Below are 19,596 nucleotides of genomic sequence, written 5' to 3'. Positions count from 1 at the left end.
TTGCCCTGCGGCAGCCATGCCGATAACTTCACCTGATTTTTTTGCAGAAATAACTGGGTGGAAAATATGCAAATTGGCTATGTAAGGGTGTCAACAAATGACCAAAATACGGATCTTCAGCAGCAAGCACTCGAACGCGCAGGATGTGAACAGATTTTCGAAGAAAAAATGAGCGGTACTGTGGCAAACCGACCAGCGCTTAAAAAGCTTCTGAGAACGCTGAATGAGGGCGATACGCTTGTGGTCTGGAAGCTGGATCGTCTTGGTCGTAGCATGCGTAATTTGGTGCTGCTGGTGGATGAACTACGTCAGCGTGGCATCCACTTCAAGAGCCTCACGGACAGCATTGATACATCAAGCCCGATGGGCCGCTTCATCTTTCATATCATGTCAGCTCTGGCTGAAATGGAGAGGGAGTTGATAGTGGAGCGCACTCGGGCTGGGTTGGCCGCAGCCCGTGAGAAAGGGCGAATCGGTGGGAGGCGGCCAAAATTGACACCTGAGCAATGGGCTCAGGCTGGCAGGTTGATCGCAAACGGAGTGGATCGGAAGCAGGTGGCGATCATTTACGATGTGGCCGTTTGTACTCTATATAAAAAATTCCCAGTAAATAAAGACGTTACACGAACTTCAACACATTAAAATTCATCCGGGTTATTCGATGTGCTTATGCCAATTTTGATCAGGCTCAATACTATCAAGCCAAGAGCAACAACTACGGTACTTGCGATTATAAACGTTGCCATGTTGAACCTTTTTTATGAACTTTTCATTTAGACAATACGGAACTGCAAACGTTCAGAACAAAAAATTCTTAGTATGAGAGCAGGATGTTTGATGTTTCGGACAGCCATATGTAAAAATGAGCTACGGTTGCTGGGCACTGTTCGGTAATTCGAATATTGAATGTTACAACCATGAAGATTCTGTTTGTACATAAGCTTCATGTAACAAGAGGATCTACTGAAAGGAATGATGAGAGATGTGTGGGGGCTTACCGTAGTTGAATTTATTGCTATCAAGCGGAATCTTGAGAATATTTCTGATACATGGTCAGATCTCTGGGCAATGTTGTATCTGAGTCAGGCTAAGCCCGGACAGCTTCTTGGGGCAAAGTTTGATGATGTGAGCCATGATATTCTTGTTCTTTCAGCCACAAAAGGACTGAGGGAAAGATGCATTGCTCTTAAGCCAGGAGTTAAAAGAATTCTCCACTCCCGCAGGGAGAAGTATCCTGAAGATGTGTTTTTGTTTCAGAGCCATTCACATCGTACCAAGACAACTCCAAGACCGGTAACGTTAGTTGCATTTAATGCGGCACTGAAAAGGGCATCTATTGGAGTGACCGCAAAAACAGTGAGTAGTAAAAGTGCTTATTATTTAACGCCACTAAGATGAAGTGCCGTTCAATATCGGAAAAGTACGATGGGTAGTGGTGCATGTCTGCGTAGTTGAAGGTATGCACGAAGCGAACACGGGCTTTGCTAATCATTCACCAGCCACATATTTGCGTCTTCAAACATTTCCTCCAGCATGCGGTTCAGCTTTTCCCGATCGCTTTTGCTGGCATCGCTATTCAAGCCGTTCGCCTGCATCGGCTTCACCCTCACTTCGGCATCAGGGAAGATCTGGTGCACTCGCTTCGTCAGCTCTGCCAGAATAATCTCTCTGGCGCCAACCAAACCATCAACATTACGCTTGTCATAGACCAGCTCAACGAACATAAAGACCTCCGGAAACGACTGTATTTTTAAAGAGAATTTATACTGGTTATTTGTACAGTGTCAACGGTTAGGTATATAGCATTTCAGAAGAGAGCTATGGGGCATGGATGGGGCAAAAAAATTGTTTTTGAGACGGTTTGGGGCATGAGTGGGACATTTTTACTCATATGAACTTTGGTGATTTTCATATGAAGTTAATTTTATGTCATTGATAATCATAAAGAATACACATGCTCTTGGGCGTTCTTTAGTGATTTTTAAAATTGCCGCGTCACGCAGTTAAAGTGTCGGGCATACTCTTCAAGGCTGGTAATACCCAGGCGCACCCATTTCGGGTGCGACCACTGGGGCAGGCCCACGTACATCATAGCGCGCTGAGGATCTCATCCGTACTGCGCACGCGACCGATACGCGGGAAGATATGGGTCATGCTGCCCTGGTGCTGATCCGCAGAGGCTGCGCTGCACGCATCTTCCGCGATCACCAGGTTAAAGCCCAGCTCCCAGGCGTTACGGGCGGTGGATTCCACACCGATGTTGGTGGAGATCCCGCACAGAATAATTGTGTCGATCCCGCGACGGCGCAGCTGGAGCTCCAGGTCGGTGCCGTAGAATGCGCCCCACTGGCGTTTGGTAACTTCTATATCGCTGTCGCGTTTACCGAGCGAGACAGGATATGTCCACCAGTTGTCCGGCAGCGCCTGCGCCGGGGCCTTGGCATCAACCGGCTGTTTTAACGCTTCGGCGAAATCAGCGGACCAGCCGACGCGCACCATAACAACAGGCGAGCCGCTGGCGCGGCATTTTTCTGCCAGGCGCGCAGCGCGGCTGACCACATCGTCAGCGGTGTGCGGACCACCGGCAAAAGGCAGAATGCCTTCCTGTAAATCAATGACCACAAGGGCTGTTTTGGTGGCATCAAGTGTAAACATCGTCACTCCCGTCAAATGATTGCTTTTCTACACCTTACGACGTGATGGCCTGTTATCGGTCGGATAATTTTGTTAATTTTTGTGAGAATAGGCAATAAGAGTTCAGCAAACGCGCGTCAGGCCGTGCTTCGCTCTTATCGTGCGGCAGAATTTCCAGTATAATAGCCGCCTTTTTTCATCCAGTTGTGACATACAGAAAGCTGCGACATCGTAGCCTGCGAGACAGGCGACAATCAGCCTGCGGCTAATTAAGGGATATCTCATGCGTACAGAATATTGCGGGCAGCTGCGTCAGTCCCACGTCGGGCAGCAGGTCACCCTGTGTGGTTGGGTCAATCGTCGTCGCGATCTTGGTAGCCTTATCTTTATTGATATGCGTGACCGCGAAGGTATCGTTCAGGTGTTCTTCGATCCGGATCGCGCTGATGCGTTGAAGCTGGCTTCTGAGCTGCGCAATGAGTTCTGCATTCAGGTGACGGGCACCGTGCGTGCGCGTGACGAGAAAAACGTCAACGCCGACATGGCGACCGGCGCTATCGAAGTGCTGGCGTCCGATCTGACGATCATCAACCGCGCGGAAGCGTTGCCGCTGGACTCCAACCACGTCAACACCGAAGAAGCGCGTCTGAAATACCGCTACCTGGATCTGCGTCGTCCGGAAATGGCTCAGCGCCTGAAAACCCGTGCGAAAATCACCAGCCTGGTGCGCCGTTTTATGGATGACCACGGTTTCCTTGATATCGAAACCCCGATGCTGACCAAAGCCACGCCGGAAGGCGCGCGCGACTACCTGGTGCCATCCCGCGTCCATAAAGGCAAATTCTACGCGCTGCCGCAGTCACCACAGCTTTTCAAACAGCTGCTGATGATGTCCGGCTTCGATCGCTACTATCAGATCGTGAAATGCTTCCGCGACGAAGACCTGCGCGCTGACCGTCAGCCAGAATTTACCCAGATCGATGTGGAAACCTCCTTCATGACCGCTGAGCAGGTGCGTGAGGTGATGGAAGCCCTGGTGCGTAGCCTGTGGAACGACGTGAAAGGCGTTGAGCTGGGCGATTTCCCTGTCATGACCTTCGCGGAAGCCGAGCGTCGCTACGGTTCTGACAAACCAGACCTGCGTAACCCGATGGAGCTGGTGGACGTGGCAGACCTGGTGAAAGCCGTTGAGTTCGCGGTCTTTGCTGGCCCGGCTAACGATCCGAAAGGCCGCGTGGCTGCCCTGCGCGTTCCGGGCGGTGCTGCCCTGAGCCGTAAGCAGATTGACGACTACGGCAACTTCATCAAGATCTACGGCGCGAAAGGTCTGGCCTATATTAAAGTAACCGAGCGTGCAAAAGGTCTGGAAGGCATCACCAGCCCGGTGGCGAAATTCCTGAATGCGGACATCGTGGAAGCGATCCTTGAGCGCACCGGCGCGCAGGACGGCGACATGATCTTCTTCGGTGCAGACAACAAGAAAGTGGTTGCGGATGCGATGGGCGCGCTGCGTCTGAAGCTCGGCAAAGACCTGAACCTGACCGACGAAAGCAAATGGGCGCCGCTGTGGGTAATCGACTTCCCGATGTTCGAAGACGACGGTGAAGGCGGCCTGACCGCGATGCACCACCCGTTCACCTCGCCAAAAGAGATGACGGCGGCAGAGCTGAAAGCAGCGCCGGAAGACGCGGTGGCAAACGCCTACGATATGGTCATCAACGGCTACGAAGTGGGCGGCGGTTCCGTGCGTATTCACAGCGGTGAAATGCAGCAGACCGTGTTCGGCATTCTGGGCATTAACGAGCAGGAGCAGCGCGAGAAGTTTGGCTTCCTGCTGGACGCCCTGAAGTACGGTACCCCTCCGCACGCGGGTCTGGCCTTCGGTCTTGACCGTCTGACCATGCTGCTGACCGGCACCGACAACATCCGTGATGTGATCGCCTTCCCGAAAACCACCGCAGCGGCGTGTCTGATGACTGAAGCGCCAAGCTTTGCCAACCCGGCCGCGCTGGCTGAGCTGGGCATTGAGGTGGTGAAGAAGGAAGAGAAAAACTGATATGGCATATAAGCGTCCCGTTTCGGTTCTGGTGGTCATTTATGCAGAAGACACGAAGCGGGTGCTGATGTTGCAGCGGCGCGACGATCCGGATTTCTGGCAGTCGGTTACCGGCAGCCTGGAAGAGGGGGAGACCGCGCCGCAGGCCGCCGCGCGTGAAGTAAAGGAAGAGGTCGCCATTGATGTTGCTTACGAGCAACTGACCCTGAAGGACTGTCAGCGCACGGTGGAGTTTGAAATTTTTAGCCATTTACGTCATCGCTATGCACCGGGCATTGAGCGCAATACGGAATCGTGGTTCTGCCTTGCGCTTCCCCATGAGCGGGAGATCGTGTTCACGGAACACCTGACCTACCGCTGGGTGAATGCGGCGGATGCCGCCGCACTGACCAAGTCGTGGAGCAACCGGCAGGCGATTGAAGAATTTGTAATTAACGCTGCCTGAGAAGGCGCGATTTTTGGAGAACTTTTTATGGCAGGTCATAGTAAGTGGGCCAACACCAAACACCGCAAAGCGGCACAGGATGCCAAACGCGGTAAAATCTTTACCAAAATCATTCGTGAGCTGGTGACAGCGGCGCGTCTGGGCGGCGGCGATCCGGCCTCTAACCCACGTCTGCGCGCAGCGGTGGATAAAGCCCTGTCTAACAACATGACGCGTGACACCCTGAACCGTGCAATCGCACGTGGCGTGGGCGGTGATGAAGACGCGAACATGGAAACCATCATTTATGAAGGTTACGGTCCTGGCGGTACGGCGGTGATGGTTGAGTGTCTGTCCGACAACCGTAACCGTACCGTTGCGGAAGTGCGCCACGCGTTCACCAAAACCGGCGGCAACCTGGGCACTGACGGTTCCGTAGCGTACCTGTTCAGCAAAAAAGGCGTCATCTCCTTCGAGAAAGGCGACGAAGATGCGATCATGGAAGCGGCGCTGGAAGCCGGTGCGGAAGACGTGGTGACCTACGACGACGGTGCTATTGATGTTTACACCGCATGGGAAGAGATGGGTGCCGTGCGCGATGCGCTGGAAGCGGCTGGCCTGAAGGCGGATAACGCTGAAGTCTCCATGATCCCGTCTACCAAAGCGGACATGGATGCGGAAACCGCACCGAAACTGCTGCGTCTGATCGACATGCTCGAAGACTGCGACGACGTGCAGGAAGTGTATCACAACGGTGAAATCTCTGATGAGGTTGCAGCGACTCTCTGATGAGATCCTGTAAACCGTTTACGGGAGACGCGTGATGTCGATTATTCTCGGGATTGACCCCGGCTCACGCGTCACCGGCTATGGCGTTATCCGTCAGGTGGGACGCCAGCTAACCTACCTCGGCAGCGGCTGTATTCGCACCAAAGTGGACGATCTGCCGTCGCGCCTGAAGCTCATCTATGCGGGCGTGTCGGAGATCATCACCCAGTTCCAGCCGGACTATTTCGCCATCGAGCAGGTCTTTATGGCGAAAAACGCTGACTCGGCGTTAAAGCTCGGTCAGGCGCGCGGCGTGGCGATTGTTGCCGCCGTGAACCAGGATCTGCCGGTGTTTGAGTACGCGGCCCGTCAGGTTAAGCAGACGGTGGTGGGCATTGGTAGCGCGGAGAAAAGCCAGGTGCAGCACATGGTGCGTACCCTGCTGAAGCTCCCTGCGAACCCGCAGGCTGACGCCGCGGATGCGCTGGCCATTGCGATTACCCACTGTCACGTCAGCCAGAATGCGATGCAAATGAGCGAGTCGCGGCTCAATCTGGCGCGAGGCAGGTTACGATAATGACAAATCAGGCTGGATGTTTATCCAGCCTTTTTTTATTATGTCGGCAGATAATTTCTTCCAGAACGCAGGAGCGTCACGTGATAGGCAGACTCAGAGGCATCATCATTGAAAAACAACCCCCGTTAGTGCTGCTGGAGGTGGGTGGCGTGGGCTATGAAGTCCATATGCCGATGACCTGCTTCTATGAGCTGCCGGAGGCGGGCAAAGAGGCGGTTGTCTTTACCCAGTTTGTGGTGCGTGAAGACGCTCAGCTGCTGTACGGCTTCAATAACAAACAGGAACGCACCCTGTTCCGCGAATTGATTAAAACCAACGGCGTCGGGCCGAAGCTGGCCCTGGCGATTCTGTCCGGTATGTCAGCGCCACAGTTTGTGAACGCCGTTGAGCGTGAAGATCCGGCTGCGTTAATTAAACTTCCGGGCATCGGGAAGAAAACCGCCGAGCGCCTGATTGTCGAGATGAAGGACCGCTTCAAAGGTCTGCATGGCGATCTGTTCACGCCGGCAGCCGATCTGGTGCTGACTTCCCCGGGCGCGCCTGCATCGGATGATGATGCCGAGCAGGAAGCGGTTGCCGCGCTGGTGGCGCTGGGCTATAAACCTCAGGAGGCCAGCCGGATGGTGAGCAAAATTGCTAAACCGGATGCCAGCAGTGAAACTCTGATTCGTGAAGCGCTGCGCGCTGCATTGTGAGGTAAAGGATGATTGAAGCAGACCGCCTGGTATCGGCAGGCACTATTCAGCCAGATGACGTGGTGGATCGCGCGATCCGTCCCAAACTGCTGGATGAGTACATCGGCCAGCCGCAGGTTCGTTCTCAGATGGAGATTTTCATCCAGGCGGCAAAGCTGCGCGGCGATGCGCTCGATCACCTGCTGATTTTTGGTCCGCCGGGGTTAGGTAAAACCACCCTGGCGAATATCGTCGCCAATGAAATGGGCGTTAACCTGCGTACCACCTCCGGCCCGGTACTGGAGAAAGCAGGGGACCTGGCGGCGATGCTGACCAACCTCGAACCGCATGATGTGCTGTTTATCGATGAGATCCACCGTCTTTCACCGGTGGTGGAGGAAGTGCTCTATCCGGCAATGGAGGATTACCAGCTGGATATCATGATCGGTGAAGGTCCGGCCGCGCGCTCGATCAAAATCGATCTGCCACCGTTTACCCTGATTGGCGCCACGACCCGCGCCGGCTCGCTGACCTCACCGCTACGCGACCGTTTTGGTATCGTGCAGCGTCTGGAGTTTTATCAGGTGCCCGACCTTCAGCATATTGTGGGGCGCAGCGCGCGCTACATGGGGCTGGATATGAGCGAAGAGGGGGCGTTTGAAGTGGCGAAGCGCTCCCGCGGTACGCCGCGTATCGCCAACCGCCTGCTGCGCCGGGTGCGTGACTTTGCCGAGGTGAAGCACGACGGTACTATATCGGCCGAGATCGCCGCCCAGGCGCTGGATATGCTGAATGTCGATGCCGAAGGCTTTGACTATATGGACCGTAAGCTGCTGCTGGCGGTGCTGGATAAGTTCTTTGGCGGGCCGGTAGGGCTGGATAACCTGGCGGCGGCAATTGGCGAAGAGCGTGAGACTATCGAAGATGTGCTGGAGCCGTATCTGATCCAGCAGGGCTTCTTACAGCGTACCCCACGTGGTCGTATGGCGACGGTGCGGGCGTGGAATCATTTCGGCATTACGCCGCCCGCAATGCCGTAATGCATTGTTCCCTCTCCCTGTGGGAGAGGGCCAGGGTGAGGGCATCAGCGCCCTCGATGTTAATTTGCGGTCTTCTTCATCATACTGAAAATAAACAACACCGCCGCGCACAATACCACCGACGGCCCTGCTGGCGTGTCATAAAACGCCGAGAAGGTTAACCCGCCCGTCACCGCGATCATTCCGATAATCACCGCGATACCGGCCATTTGCTCCGGCGTACGCGCAAAACGGCGCGCCGTGGCGGCAGGGATTATCAGCAGCGACGTGATGATCAGCGCGCCAACAAACTTCATCGCCACGCCGATGGTTAACGCCGTCACCAGCATCAACAGCAGCTTCACGCGCTGAAGCTTCACGCCGTCGACAAAGGCCAGATCCGGGCTGACGGTCATAGCCAGTAAATTTCGCCACTGCCACAGCAGGATCCCGAGCACCACTGCCACGCCAATGGCAATAGAAATCAGATCTTCGGGCGTGACGGCCAGCAGATCGCCGAACAGATAGGCCATCAGGTCCACGCGTATGTTTGACATCAGGCTCACTACCACCAGGCCCAGCGACAGGGCGCTGTGCGCCATAATGCCGAGCAGGGTATCAATTGCCAGATGAGGGCGTTTTTCCAGCCAGACCAGACCGGCAGCCAGCAGCAGCGTGACGACAATCACCGCATAAAACGGGTTCACGTCCAGTAACAAACCAAACGCCACACCCAGCAATGAAGCATGGGCCAGCGTATCGCCGAAATAGGACATTCTGCGCCAGACGACAAACGAGCCGAGTGGACCCGCGGCGCAGGCAAGCATAATCCCGGCCAGCCAGCCGGGCAGTAACAGTTCAATCATGAGTGTCCATTTCCCCGACGCAGGACAATTCGTCCCTGTAAATCATGGCGGTGATTGTGATTATGACGATAGATGCCCAGCTGTTCGGCGCCGCGATGGCCAAACATAGAGATAAATTCCGGATGCATTGACACCACTTCCGGCGTGCCGGAACAACAAATGTGATGGTTCAGGCACAGCACTTCGTCGGTTTTGGCCATCACCAGGTGCAGATCATGGGACACCATCAGCACCGCGCAGTTTAGCTCCCGACGGAGCTGGTCAATCAGATCGTACAGCGCAACCTGACCGTTGACGTCAACACCCTGCGTCGGCTCGTCCAGGACCAGCAGCTGAGGGCTGCTGAGCAGGGCGCGGGCAAGTAATACGCGCTGGGTTTCACCGCCCGACAGCTTTTGCAAGGGCGCCTCAACAAGATGTCCCGCCTGAACGCGTTTCAGCGCCGGGAGGATATCCGCTTTACGCGTACCGGGACGGAGGCGCAGGAAGCGGCTCACCGTCAGGGGCAGGGTGGCATCGAGGTGTAATTTTTGCGGCACATAGCCGATACGCAACTTGTCTTGGCGGACGATAACACCTGCGTCAGGGGCTACCAGGCCTAATACGACGCGTACCAGCGTCGACTTGCCTGCACCGTTAGGGCCGAGCAGCGTGAGTATTTTGCCGGGCTTCAGATTCAGCGACACGTCAGAAAGGACGCGGCGCTGGCCGAATGAGACCGAAACATTTTCAAGAGAAACTAAAGTCGTCATGTCAATTTAAGCTTGCAGAAGTCATCGAATGTTATAATATCACATTCCACGCATTCATTACGATGATTAGTCGCATTATGTTACAGAAAAATACGCTTCTTTTCGCAGCTTTATCCGCTGCTCTTTGGGGTACAACAGCACAAGATGTTAACGCCGCCGTTGTCGCTTCGCTTAAACCGCTTGGATTTATCGCCTCTGCCATCGCGGATGGGGTCACTGAGACCCAGGTTCTGCTGCCTGATGGTGCTTCCGAGCATGATTATTCCCTGCGTCCATCTGATGTAAAACGCTTACAGAACGCGGACTTAGTGGTCTGGATTGGTCCTGAGATGGAAGCGTTCATGCAGAAGTCAGCCAGTCAGCTTCCCGCTGAGAAACAGGAGACGATTGCCGGGCTGTCCGGCGTGAAACCGTTACTCATGAAAGGAGCTGAGGACGAGGGTGACGAACACGACCACGACCATGCTCACGGTGAAAAAGGTGACGACCATCACCATCACGGCGAATACAACATGCATCTCTGGCTCTCCCCAGAGATAGCGCGGCTTACAGCGGTTGCAATCCACGACAAATTAGTGGAACTTATGCCGCAAAGTCGAATCAAACTCGACGCCAACCTGAAGGATTTTGAGGCTCAATTAGCCGCAACCGACAAACAGGTGGGTAACGAGCTCGCACCGCTTAAAGGAAAAGGGTACTTCGTTTTTCATGATGCCTACGGGTATTACGAGAAACATTACGGTCTGACCCCGCTGGGGCATTTTACCGTCAACCCTGAAATTCAGCCTGGTGCGCAGCGTTTACATGAAATCAGAACACAGTTGGTTGAGCAAAAAGCGACATGCGTTTTTGCTGAGCCACAGTTCAGGCCAGCGGTCGTAGAAGCCGTGGCCAGGGGAACATCCGTGCGCATGGGAACCCTTGACCCGCTAGGTACGAACATCCAGTTGAGCAAAGCGAGCTATTCGCAGTTCCTCAGCCAACTGGCGAATCAGTATGCGAGCTGCCTGAAAGGAGATTAACGAGGAAGTGAATACGTGCAACAGATAGCCCGCTCTGTCGCCCTGGCATTTAACAATCTGCCTCGACCCCACCGCGTTATGCTGGGGTCGCTTACAGTTCTCACATTAGCGGTCGCCGTCTGGCGGCCCTATGTTTACCACCCGAGTTCCGCCCCAATCATTAAAACCATCGAACTGGAGAAGAGCGAGATCCGCTCTCTGCTGCCTGAGGCCAGCGAGCCTATCGATCAGGCCGCTCAGGAAGATGAAGCGATTCCCCAGGATGAGCTGGATGACAAGATCCAGAATGAAGCCGGCATTCATGAATATGTTGTTTCTACTGGCGATACGCTGAGCAGCGTCCTGAACCAGTACGGTATCGACATGGGCAACATCAGCCAGCTCGCCGCATCCGATAAAGAGCTGCGTAACCTGAAAATTGGTCAGCAGCTTTCCTGGACCCTAACGCCCGACGGCGATCTGCAACGTCTGACCTGGGAGATGTCCCGTCGCGAAACCCGCACCTACGATCGCACTGCAAACGGTTTCAAAATGACCAGCGAATTGCAGCAGGGCGACTGGGTTAACAGCGTCATGAAAGGGACCGTCGGCGGCAGCTTTGTTTCCAGCGCACGCGATGCCGGCCTGACCAGCGCTGAAATCAGCTCGGTGATCAAAGCCATGCAGTGGCAGATGGATTTCCGCAAACTGAAAAAAGGCGATCAGTTCTCTGTCCTGATGTCCCGCGAAATGCTGGACGGTAAGCGCGAGCAGAGCCAGCTGGTGGGCGTTCGTCTGCGTTCAGACGGCAAAGACTACTACGCTATTCGCGCGGAAGACGGTAAGTTCTATGACCGCAGCGGTACGGGTCTGGCAAAAGGCTTCCTGCGTTTCCCAACGGCGAAACAGTTCCGCGTCTCCTCCAACTTCAACCCGCGTCGTCTGAACCCGGTAACTGGCCGCGTAGCGCCGCACCGTGGCGTTGACTTCGCCATGCCGCAGGGCACGCCAGTGCTGGCGGTAGGGGATGGTGAAGTGGTCATGGCGAAACGCAGCGGTGCTGCTGGCTACTACGTTGCTATTCGTCACGGTCGTACGTACACCACCCGCTACATGCACCTGCGTAAACTGCTGGTCAAACCGGGCCAGAAAGTGAAACGTGGCGATCGCATCGCGTTGTCCGGTAACACCGGCCGGTCGACGGGGCCGCACCTGCACTACGAAGTGTGGATCAACCAGCAGGCAGTTAACCCGCTGACGGCAAAACTGCCGCGCACCGAAGGGCTGACCGGCAAAGATCGCAAAGATTACCTGGCGCAGGTGAAAGAGGTGATGCCGCAGCTGCGCTTCGACTAAGCTCTCCTGATTTAAAAAGCCGGCGTCAGTATGCGCCGGCTTTTTCTTTTGTGCGCGGGCGGCAGCCTCGCTACACTATCCGAATATATTTTTGCGTCACCAGACCCTGGAACCCGCATGGAAACCAAAAAAAACAATATTGAGTACATTCCCGAGTTTGAAAAATCTTTTCGCCACCCGCGTAACTGGGGCGCCTGGCTTGGCGTATACGCGTTTGCTGGCATGGCGTTGCTACCTGCTTCCCTCCGCGATCCGGTGCTCGGCAAAGTGGGGCGCCTGGCAGGGCGCTTAGGTAAAAGCGCACGCCGCCGCGCGCAAATAAATCTGTTGTACTGTTTTCCGGATAAAAGCGACGCCGAACGCGAAGCAATCATTGATGACATGTATACCACCGCGCCACAGGCCATGGCGATGATGGCGGAACTGGCGCTGAAAGGGCCGGAGAAGATCGTCGAACGCGTTGACTGGAAAGGGCTGGAGATCATCGACGAGATGCGTCGCAATGATGAAAAGGTGATTTTCCTGGTGCCGCACGGCTGGGGGGTAGACATTCCGGCGATGTTAATGGCGTCGCAGGGCCAGAAAATGGCGGCGATGTTCCATAATCAGGGAAACAAAATCTACGACTTCGTCTGGAATACCGTGCGCCGTCGCTTTGGCGGGCGTTTGCACGCCCGAAACGATGGCATTAAGCCTTTCATTCAGTCGGTACGTCAGGGTTACTGGGGCTACTATCTGCCCGATCAGGACCACGGCCCGGAACACAGCGAGTTTGTCGATTTCTTCGCAACCTATAAAGCCACGCTACCCGCGATTGGTCGCCTGATGAAAGTCTGCCGCGCCCGCGTGATCCCACTGTTCCCGGTTTATGACGGTAAAACGCATCGCCTGAGCATTGAGGTACGTCCGCCGATGGACGATCTGCTGACCGCAGACGATCACACCATCGCACGTCGCATGAATGAAGAGGTGGAGGTGCTGGTGGGGCCGCATAAGGAGCAATATACGTGGATCCTGAAGCTGCTCAAAACGCGCAAACCTGGCGAAACAGAGCCGTACAAGCGTAAAGAGCTTTTCCCGAAGAAATAGGAAACCTTCACCCCTCTCCCCTTAGGGGAGAGGGGATTGGAGCTTACTCTACGGTCAGTACGCGGGTGGTATTGGTTGAGCCGATGGTGCTCATCACGTCACCCTGCGTCACGATAACGATATCACCGGATACCAGATAACCTTTGTCGCGCAGCAGGTTCACGGCATCGTGCGCGGCGGCCACGCCGTCGTTGGTGCTGTCGAAGTATACTGGCGTCACGCCGCGATACAGCGCCGTCAGGTTCAGCGTACGCTCGTGACGGGACATGGCGAAGATCGGCAGACCGGAGCTGATACGGGACGTCATTAGCGCGGTACGGCCAGATTCGGTCATGGTGATGATCGCCGTGACCCCTTTCAGGTGGTTGGCTGCGTACATCGCAGACATCGCAATCGCTTCTTCCACGTTGTCGAACTGAATGTCCAGACGGTGTTTAGAGACGTTAATGCTTGGGATCTTCTCTGCACCCAGGCACACGCGCGCCATGGCGGCCACGGTTTCTGCCGGATACTGACCTGCCGCGGTTTCCGCTGACAGCATCACCGCATCGGTACCATCCAGCACGGCGTTCGCCACGTCCATGACTTCCGCACGGGTTGGCATTGGGTTGGTGATCATGGATTCCATCATCTGGGTGGCGGTGATCACCGCGCGGTTCAGCTGACGCGCGCGACGGATCAGCGCTTTCTGGATACCGACCAGTTCAGGGTCGCCAATTTCCACGCCCAGGTCACCACGGGCAACCATCACCACGTCAGACGCCAGGATCACGTCGTCCATCGCGTCCTGATCGCAGACCGCTTCAGCGCGTTCCACTTTCGCAACGATTTTCGCATCGCAGCCTGCATCGCGCGCCAGGCGGCGAGCATAGTTCAGATCTTCGCCGCAGCGCGGGAAGGAGACGGCCAGATAATCCACGCCGATCTGCGCTGCGGTCACGATATCCGCTTTGTCTTTATCGGTCAGCGCTTCGGCAGACAGGCCACCGCCGAGTTTGTTGATGCCTTTGTTGTTGGAGAGCGGGCCGCCGACGGTCACTTCGGTGAATACCTTCATACCCTGAACTTCCAGCACTTTCAGCTGTACGCGTCCGTCGTCCAGCAGCAGGATGTCGCCAGGCACAACGTCAGCAGGCAGACCTTTGTAGTCGATACCCACTTTTTCCTTATCGCCTTCGCCTTTACTCAGGTTGGCATCCAGCAGGAATTTATCGCCGATGTTGAGGAAGACTTTGCCTTCTTTAAAGGTCGATACGCGGATTTTTGGACCTTGCAGGTCACCGAGGATAGCAACATGGCGGCCCAGTTTAGCTGCGATTTCACGCACTTTGTCGGCACGTAATTTATGGTCTTCTGGCGTACCGTGAGAGAAGTTCATGCGCACCACGTTGGCACCCGCGGCGATAATCTTTTCGAGGTTATTATCGCGGTCGGTGGCCGGGCCTAAGGTGGTGACGATCTTGGTTCTGCGAAGCCTTCTGGACATGTAATACTCCGTTGACTGAAACAACTTTGGTGTTGCGTGAACATAGAATCGGCCTTCATCTATCGCAAGGCAGTAGCGAGGGGACCGAATGCCGTAAATCGTACATCGTAGTTATTAGGGAACATCGCTCTTTATAAGCAATTCTTTATCAAAACGCGATTCTTTCAGGGCTTCCTTGACCCGCTTCAAGTTATCCCGGAATTTTGCGCCCCGGCGTAAGGTAAAACCGGTCGCCAGCACGTCGATGACCGTCAACTGCGCCAGGCGGGAGACCATCGGCATGTACATGTCGGTGTCCTCCGGTACGTCCAGGGTAATGGCGAGCGTCGCTTCCCGGGCCAGCGGCGTACCTGCCGTCGTCAGGGCGATGACCATCGCATCGTTGTCACGCGCGAGCTGCGCCAGCTCCACCTGGCTCTTGGTGCGGCCCGTATGGGAGATGAGTACCACGACATCATCTTCACTACAATTCATACAGCTCATGCGTTGCAGCACAATGTCATCGGAGTAAATCACCGGCACGTTAAAGCGAAAGAACTTATTCATGGCGTCATGCGCCACGGCGGCGGACGAGCCAAGGCCAAAGAAGGCAATCCGTTTGGCCTGCGTGAGAAGATCGACCGCGCGATTCACTGAACTCATGTCCAGAGACTGGCGAACGTGGTCGAGCGTGGCCATAGCCGATTCAAATATTTTTGCGGTGTAAGCATCAACGCTGTCGTCTTCATCTACATTGCGATTAACATACGGGGTGCCGTTTGCCAGACTTTGGGCCAGATGCAGTTTAAAATCAGGAAAGCCGCGCGTGTCCAGACTACGACAGAATCGATTGACCGTCGGTTCGCTGACGCCCGATTCCTGTGCCAGAGCGGCGATGCTTGAATGAATCGCCTGAGCGGGCGCGGCGAGAATAACTTCAGCCACTTTGCGCTCGGATTTGCTAAGGTGTTCCAGTTGAAACTGGATTTTTTCCAGCATGTTCATTGTTAACAAGACGCTCATGAGGGCATAAACGATTTCATAAAGAGATGAAATCTTGATTCGATTTAGCCGATATTACCCCCGGGACTCCCGAAAGGGTAATCGTCGACAAGAAATGTTGTTGTTTTTTTTCATTACTTGATCGACGTCGGGTTTTGCTCTGACCCTGTTGCGCAAAGAATCGACGTTTGTTGCGTCATCAGACGGGCGTAATGGCCCGGGCGACGAAAAATCACCGTATCGCACGCGACGTTAAGCGCTAATGGTTTCAGGAAACGCGTAAAAGCAGTACAGTGCATTGTAATAAAATTACAACGATACCTGGCAGAGTACCAGGCGATCTAACTGAGGAGAATGACATGGCGGTAACGCAAACAGCCCAGGCATGTGACCTGGTCATTTTCGGCGCGAAAGGCGATCTTGCACGCCGAAAATTGCTGCCTTCCCTGTATCAGCTCGAAAAAGCGGGCCAGATCCATCCCGATACCCGGATCCTTGGGGTAGGGCGCGCAGACTGGGATAAGGAGGCTTATACCAAAGTCGTGCGCGAGGCGCTCGAAACGTTCATGAAAGAGAAAATCGATGAAAGCCTTTGGGATAAGCTGAGCGGGCGTCTCGATTTCTGCAACCTGGACGTCAACGATGTAGGCGCCTTTACCCGTCTGGGTGAAATGCTTGACCAGGAAAATCGTGTCACTATTAACTATTTCGCCATGCCCCCAAGCACCTTCGGCGCCATCTGCAAAGGTCTGGGCGAAGCGAAGCTGAACGCCAAACCGGCGCGCGTGGTGATGGAGAAACCGCTGGGTACGTCGCTGGCGACCTCGCGTGAAATCAACGACCAGGTGGGCGAGTTCTTTGAGGAGTGTCAGGTTTACCGTATTGACCACTATCTGGGCAAAGAGACGGTATTGAACCTGCTGGCGCTGCGTTTTGCCAACTCCCTGTTTGTGAACAACTGGGACAACCGCACTATCGACCACGTGGAAATTACCGTGGCGGAAGAGGTGGGCATCGAAGGCCGTTGGGGCTACTTCGACCAGGCCGGCCAGATGCGGGACATGATCCAGAACCATCTGCTGCAAATTCTGTGCATGATTGCCATGTCTCCACCGTCAGATCTGACGGCCGACAGCATTCGTGACGCCAAAGTGAAAGTACTGAAATCACTGCGCCGTATTGACCGCTCCAACGTACGTGAGAAAACCGTGCGCGGCCAGTACACCGCAGGTTTTGCCCAGGGGAAAAAAGTTCCTGGCTATCTGGAAGAAGAGGGCGCGAACAAGTCCAGCAACACCGAGACGTTTGTGGCGATCCGCGTGGATATCGACGACTGGCGCTGGGCCGGTGTGCCGTTCTACCTGCGTACCGGTAAACGTCTGCCGGCAAAATGCTCCGAAGTGGTGGTCTACTTCAAAAATCCGGAACTGAACCTGTTCAAAGAATCCTGGCAGGAACTGCCGCAGAACAAACTGACCATCCGTCTGCAACCGGACGAGGGTGTGGATATTCAGATCCTCAACAAAGTGCCAGGCCTTGATCACAAACACAACCTGCAAACTACCAAGCTGGACCTGAGCTACTCTGAAACCTTCAACCAGACGCATCTCGCCGATGCTTACGAGCGTCTGCTGCTGGAAACCATGCGTGGTATCCAGGCGCTGTTCGTCCGCCGCGATGAAGTGGAAGAGGCGTGGAAGTGGGTCGACTCCATCACTGAAGCGTGGGCAGCCGATCAGGACGCGCCAAAACCGTATCAGGCGGGAACATGGGGACCTGTCGCCTCCGTTGCGATGATCACCCGGGATGGCCGCTCCTGGAACGAGTTTGAATAACCCCCCTCTCTAGCCCAAAGGTGTTATTTTACCGGTAACATGATCTAACACAGCAAGTGGCATAATTTTTATCTTTTAAGCTCCGCGTGGATTCACCCGCGGAGCTTTTTTTATTACACTCCCTTCAGACATTTTGCCCCTGCGCTCCGGATAACAGGCGTTTCAGCGTTGTTAACAACCGTCAGAAACTGTGTAAACTCCCGAGCCTGGACAGATAAATTAGAGGAGCTTTTATGAATCCGACATTGTTACGCGTAACAAAGCGCATCGTTGAACGCTCGAAAGAGACCCGTGCTGCCTACCTTGCCCGCATCGAACAGGCGAAGAGTGAAACTGTCCATCGCTCTCAGCTGGCCTGCGGGAATCTGGCCCACGGCTTTGCGGCCTGCCAGCCTGGTGATAAAGACGCGCTGAAAAGCATGTTGCGTAACAATATCGCCATCATTACCTCCTATAACGACATGCTTTCAGCCCACCAGCCGTATGAGGTCTACCCGTCTATCATCCGCAATGCGCTGCACAGCGTGAACGCGGTGGGCCAGGTTGCAGGCGGCGTGCCGGCCATGTGTGATGGCGTAACCCAGGGCCAGGACGGTATGGAGCTGTCCCTGCTGAGCCGCGAAGTGATCGCCATGTCAGCGGCAGTGGGCCTCTCTCACAATATGTTTGATGGCGCGCTCTATCTGGGCGTGTGCGACAAAATCGTCCCGGGGCTGGTGATGGCCGCGCTGTCGTTTGGCCATCTGCCAGCGATTTTTGTGCCGTCAGGCCCGATGGCTAGCGGTCTGCCAAACAAGGAAAAAGTCCGTATCCGCCAGCTGTACGCCGAAGGAAAAGCGGACCGTCAGGCGCTGCTGGAAGCGGAAGCCGCGTCCTATCATGCGCCGGGCACCTGTACGTTCTACGGTACGGCCAACACCAACCAGATGGTGGTGGAGTTTATGGGGATGCAGCTGCCGGGCTCGTCGTTCATTCAGCCAGATGCGCCACTGCGTAAAGCGCTGACCGAAGCCGCAGCCCGTCAGGTGACGCGCCTGACCGGTAACGGCAACGAGTGGATGCCAATGGGCAAAATGGTGGATGAAAAAGTCATCGTAAACGGGATTGTCGCCCTGTTGGCGACCGGCGGTTCAACCAACCATACCATGCACCTTGTCGCGATGGCGCGCGCGGCGGGCATTCTGATCAACTGGGATGACTTCTCCGATATCTCCTCCGTGGTACCGCTGATGGCGCGTCTGTACCCGAACGGTCCGGCGGACATCAACCACTTCCAGGCCGCGGGCGGCGTGCCGGTGCTGATGCGCGAGCTGCTGAAAGGCGGCCTGCTGCATGAGGATGTCAACACGGTGGCGGGCTTTGGCCTGCATCGCTATACCCTTGAACCCTGGCTGAACAACGGTGAGCTGGACTGGCGCGAAGGGGCGAGCGACTCGCTCGATCCTCAGGTTATCGCAACCTTCGAACAGCCGTTCTCTCCTCACGGCGGCACCAAAGTGCTGAGCGGTAACCTTGGACGTGCCGTGATGAAAACCTCTGCCGTGCCGGAAGAGAATCAGGTTATCGAAGCCCCGGCGGTGGTGTTTGAAAGCCAGCACGACGTTTTACCTGCCTTTGACGCGGGTCTGCTTGATAAAGACTGTGTGGTCGTGGTGCGTCATCAGGGACCAAAAGCGAACGGGATGCCAGAATTACATAAACTTATGCCGCCGCTTGGTGTATTATTGGACCGCCGTTTCAAAATTGCACTGGTAACCGATGGACGCCTTTCAGGGGCATCCGGTAAAGTGCCTTCAGCGATTCATGTCACCCCGGAAGCCTACGACGGCGGCCTGCTGGCGAAAGTGCGTGATGGTGACATGATCCGCGTTAACGGTCAGACAGGCGAGTTAACCCTGCTGGTGGATGAAGCAGAGCTGGCGGCGCGTCAGCCACATATTCCTGACCTGAGCGCGTCACGCGTGGGTACCGGACGCGAAATGTTTGGTGCGTTGCGTGAGAAACTCTCCGGTGCGGAGCAGGGCGCAACCTGTATTACGTTTTAAGACGACTTGATTTTAACGATCTGGCGAGAGAAA

At 55.2% G+C, this 19,596-nt stretch carries 20 protein-coding genes and 1 pseudogene; 13 read left to right on the top strand and 8 right to left on the bottom strand.

The features are described 5' to 3' along the window. Positions 1–66 precede the first annotated feature (66 nt). Positions 67–642, top strand: coding sequence for a recombinase family protein (locus L463_RS05705; protein WP_026080690.1), 576 nt, complete (start codon positions 67–69; stop codon positions 640–642). On the opposite strand, the gene L463_RS24750 is transcribed toward L463_RS05705, so the two are convergent. Continuing rightward, positions 639–746, bottom strand: a complete 108-nt coding sequence (locus L463_RS24750; protein ID WP_350223618.1) for a YnaM/YnfT family protein — start codon at positions 744–746, stop codon at positions 639–641. The genes L463_RS05705 and L463_RS24750 overlap by 4 nt on opposite strands. 226 nt (positions 747–972) lie before the next feature. Here L463_RS24750 and L463_RS0122910 point away from each other — a divergent pair, with 226 nt between their 5' ends. Then, positions 973–1,398 (top strand): site-specific integrase, encoded by a 426-nt coding sequence (locus tag L463_RS0122910; RefSeq protein WP_123906383.1) that lies wholly within the window; start codon positions 973–975, stop codon positions 1,396–1,398. Positions 1,399–1,484: 86 nt separating this feature from the next. Here L463_RS0122910 and L463_RS05710 read toward each other — a convergent pair whose 3' ends face one another. The 3 genes and pseudogenes from L463_RS05710 to L463_RS05715 all read right to left on the bottom strand — a co-directional run bounded on the left by L463_RS05710 (position 1,485) and on the right by L463_RS05715 (position 2,655). Continuing rightward, on the bottom strand, positions 1,485–1,724 hold the full coding sequence (locus L463_RS05710; protein WP_017384354.1) for a DinI family protein: 240 nt from the start codon (positions 1,722–1,724) through the stop codon (positions 1,485–1,487). Between the two features lie 272 nt (positions 1,725–1,996). Further along, positions 1,997–2,092 (bottom strand): annotated as a pseudogene (locus L463_RS24620) (hypothetical protein); the annotation flags it as partial. Next, the gene (locus L463_RS05715; RefSeq protein ID WP_015570278.1) at positions 2,089–2,655 is read right to left on the bottom strand and encodes a hydrolase; all 567 of its coding nucleotides are present in this window, start codon (positions 2,653–2,655) and stop codon (positions 2,089–2,091) included. The gene L463_RS05715 and the pseudogene L463_RS24620, both read right to left, overlap by 4 nt. Positions 2,656–2,917: 262 nt before the next feature. On the opposite strand from L463_RS05715, the gene aspS reads away from it, so the two are divergent. From aspS to ruvB, 6 genes are all read left to right on the top strand, one after another. After that, positions 2,918–4,690, top strand: coding sequence for an aspartate--tRNA ligase (gene aspS, locus L463_RS05720; protein WP_017384352.1), 1,773 nt, complete (start codon positions 2,918–2,920; stop codon positions 4,688–4,690). Between the two features lies 1 nt (position 4,691). After that, complete coding sequence (nudB, locus tag L463_RS05725; RefSeq protein ID WP_023296808.1) at positions 4,692–5,135, top strand: dihydroneopterin triphosphate diphosphatase; 444 nt, start codon at positions 4,692–4,694, stop codon at positions 5,133–5,135. Between the two features lie 27 nt (positions 5,136–5,162). Beyond that, positions 5,163–5,903 (top strand): YebC/PmpR family DNA-binding transcriptional regulator, encoded by a 741-nt coding sequence (locus L463_RS05730; protein WP_003859747.1) that lies wholly within the window; start codon positions 5,163–5,165, stop codon positions 5,901–5,903. Positions 5,904–5,937: 34 nt separating this feature from the next. Next, the gene (gene ruvC, locus L463_RS05735; RefSeq protein ID WP_003859749.1) at positions 5,938–6,459 is read left to right on the top strand and encodes a crossover junction endodeoxyribonuclease RuvC; all 522 of its coding nucleotides are present in this window, start codon (positions 5,938–5,940) and stop codon (positions 6,457–6,459) included. An 80-nt stretch (positions 6,460–6,539) separates the two neighbouring features. Then, a complete protein-coding gene (ruvA, locus tag L463_RS05740; protein WP_003859751.1) occupies positions 6,540–7,154 on the top strand; it encodes a Holliday junction branch migration protein RuvA in 615 nt (204 codons plus the stop codon). Between the two features lie 8 nt (positions 7,155–7,162). Next, the gene (ruvB, locus tag L463_RS05745) at positions 7,163–8,173 is read left to right on the top strand and encodes a Holliday junction branch migration DNA helicase RuvB (protein WP_003859753.1); all 1,011 of its coding nucleotides are present in this window, start codon (positions 7,163–7,165) and stop codon (positions 8,171–8,173) included. A gap of 59 nt (positions 8,174–8,232) precedes the next feature. Here ruvB and znuB read toward each other — a convergent pair whose 3' ends face one another. Continuing rightward, on the bottom strand, positions 8,233–9,018 hold the full coding sequence (gene znuB, locus L463_RS05750; RefSeq protein ID WP_006811034.1) for a zinc ABC transporter permease subunit ZnuB: 786 nt from the start codon (positions 9,016–9,018) through the stop codon (positions 8,233–8,235). Beyond that, complete coding sequence (gene znuC / locus L463_RS05755; RefSeq protein ID WP_017384350.1) at positions 9,015–9,770, bottom strand: zinc ABC transporter ATP-binding protein ZnuC; 756 nt, start codon at positions 9,768–9,770, stop codon at positions 9,015–9,017. The genes znuB and znuC overlap by 4 nt, the downstream gene beginning before the upstream one ends. A 77-nt stretch (positions 9,771–9,847) precedes the next feature. On the opposite strand from znuC, the gene znuA reads away from it, so the two are divergent. From znuA to lpxM, 3 genes are all read left to right on the top strand, one after another. Continuing rightward, a complete protein-coding gene (gene znuA / locus L463_RS05760; protein WP_032673343.1) occupies positions 9,848–10,792 on the top strand; it encodes a zinc ABC transporter substrate-binding protein ZnuA in 945 nt (314 codons plus the stop codon). 15 nt (positions 10,793–10,807) lie between these two features. Next, positions 10,808–12,127 carry a murein DD-endopeptidase MepM gene (gene mepM / locus L463_RS05765; protein ID WP_003859762.1) on the top strand — a complete coding sequence of 440 codons (1,320 nt, stop codon included), beginning with the start codon at positions 10,808–10,810 and terminating at the stop codon, positions 12,125–12,127. Between the two features lie 117 nt (positions 12,128–12,244). Next, positions 12,245–13,216 carry a lauroyl-Kdo(2)-lipid IV(A) myristoyltransferase gene (lpxM, locus tag L463_RS05770; protein ID WP_015570283.1) on the top strand — a complete coding sequence of 324 codons (972 nt, stop codon included), beginning with the start codon at positions 12,245–12,247 and terminating at the stop codon, positions 13,214–13,216. Between the two features lie 43 nt (positions 13,217–13,259). Here lpxM and pyk read toward each other — a convergent pair whose 3' ends face one another. Both pyk and L463_RS05780 read right to left on the bottom strand, forming a co-directional pair. Beyond that, positions 13,260–14,702: a pyruvate kinase gene (pyk, locus tag L463_RS05775; protein ID WP_003859767.1), complete on the bottom strand. Its 1,443-nt coding sequence runs from the start codon at positions 14,700–14,702 to the stop codon at positions 13,260–13,262. A 114-nt stretch (positions 14,703–14,816) separates the two neighbouring features. Beyond that, positions 14,817–15,686, bottom strand: a complete 870-nt coding sequence (locus tag L463_RS05780; protein ID WP_003859769.1) for a MurR/RpiR family transcriptional regulator — start codon at positions 15,684–15,686, stop codon at positions 14,817–14,819. A gap of 356 nt (positions 15,687–16,042) precedes the next feature. Between L463_RS05780 and zwf the strand changes: the two genes are divergently transcribed. Continuing rightward, positions 16,043–17,518 carry a glucose-6-phosphate dehydrogenase gene (gene zwf / locus L463_RS05785; RefSeq protein WP_003859771.1) on the top strand — a complete coding sequence of 492 codons (1,476 nt, stop codon included), beginning with the start codon at positions 16,043–16,045 and terminating at the stop codon, positions 17,516–17,518. A gap of 233 nt (positions 17,519–17,751) precedes the next feature. Next, positions 17,752–19,563, top strand: coding sequence for a phosphogluconate dehydratase (gene edd / locus L463_RS05790; protein WP_032103659.1), 1,812 nt, complete (start codon positions 17,752–17,754; stop codon positions 19,561–19,563). The last annotated feature ends 33 nt before the right edge of the window (positions 19,564–19,596 follow it).

This window comes from Enterobacter sp. BIDMC 27 (assembly GCF_000534415.1).
Classification (GTDB): Bacteria; Pseudomonadota; Gammaproteobacteria; order Enterobacterales; family Enterobacteriaceae; genus Enterobacter; species Enterobacter hormaechei_C.
The sequence above is the reverse complement of the archived record's forward strand: the minus strand, read 5'-3'. Positions and strand labels throughout refer to the sequence as shown.